This window comes from Streptomyces sp. NPDC005533 (assembly GCF_042871845.1).
GTDB lineage: Bacteria > Actinomycetota > Actinomycetes > Streptomycetales > Streptomycetaceae > Streptomyces.
Map to the genome: position 1 here is coordinate 1 of NZ_JBIAJH010000192.1, position 1279 is coordinate 1279.

1 protein-coding gene and 1 pseudogene are annotated in these 1279 nt (G+C 63.0%); both read left to right on the forward strand.

The window, feature by feature from the left end:
* The first annotated feature begins 266 nt into the window (after positions 1-266).
* Positions 267-803 carry a hypothetical protein gene (locus ACFYP3_RS37870; RefSeq protein WP_388842670.1) on the forward strand — a complete coding sequence of 179 codons (537 nt, stop codon included), beginning with the start codon at positions 267-269 and terminating at the stop codon, positions 801-803.
* 120 nt (positions 804-923) lie between these two features.
* A pseudogene (locus tag ACFYP3_RS37875) lies at positions 924-1190 on the forward strand (transposase family protein); the annotation flags it as partial.
* Between the last annotated feature and the right edge of the window lie 89 nt (positions 1191-1279).

The window sequence follows — 1279 nt, forward strand, 5'->3', positions numbered from 1 at the left end:
CATCCCCGCAACTACCTGGCCTTCCTCGGCCTAGCAGCCGCCCTCTGCTGCTACAAACGCCTCGTCCGCCTCACCACATAGGACACGGTCTAAGGGGGCCGACAGGAGATGCCAAGTCCAGCGTAACGGCCCATGTCTCTGTAGCGGGCATCTGGTTGGCGCGAATCGGCCGAGGCGCTCGACTTTAAAGCGGCGACCTCCTCGCGACCCACAACCTCATCGGAAGGGGCTAAGAAATGGAGCAATGCACATCAAGAAGTCGTCGCTTGAGGTACTGGCTGCAAGCCAGCACGGCGACCCTCGGCCTCGTTATCGGAACCGCCGGTTTCGTCTCACCCGCTAGGGCCGACACTTCGCTGGTGGCCTGCACCGGTACCCAACACATCAACTGGGACCCCGGGCTCCGCCTGTACACCCAAGAAGTCACCACGTCGGGAGGGACGAACCTGAGCTCCTGCACAGACTCGGAAGACCCTGCCATCACTTCCGGAAGCTCCTCATTCAGCGGCCCGGAGGAGACCTCCTGTCTGGATCTGCTATCCCCGCCCGCCGGATCCGAGACGATCACGTGGAACACCGCAGAAACGACGACGTTCTCGTGGACCGCTTCAGAAATCGTCGTGACCGGAGCCGCGGGCAACCTCATCGTGACGATCACAACTGACATTGAAAGCGGGAAGTACGCCGGTCGTGACATCGTGTACGTGCTCACCTCACAGAGCATCGACCTGTTGAGCTGCTTCCCCTTGTTCGGCAACGGCCTGGAGAGCGCCAGCGGCCCAGCAGTACTCACCATCTCCTGACCAGTAAGCGTTTTCAACTCGGCCACCGATCGGGTGACGGGGTGGTGGCTGTGCAACGGGCAGAGCCCCCGGGCTGTTGAGCAAGGTGTCGAAGCTCAACTCTTCAGCCTGGGGGCTCTGTTGGTTCCCTATCGTGCCGTACTCGATGTCCCGCACGCACTCGTCGAGTGGGTGACGATGCTGATCGTCACCCCCGAGGGTGACCGACGGTGCAAGCTTCCTCAGGCAAGCCGGGCCCTTGCCGCACTGGTGTACCTGCGGAAAAACGAGCCCCTCACGCAGATCGCGGCCGGCTTCGGTATCAGCGTGGGCACGGCTCACGCATGCGTACACGCCCTGGTGGACCACCTGGCCCGCCTCGCACCCGGCCTGACCGCAGCACTGAGAGGTTGTTAAGTCCGTTTCTGGTAGCGGCCTCGTCCGGGTTGGGTGAGGAAGCCTTGGCGGGTGAGGCGTGCGAGGCGGCTGCGGGTGAT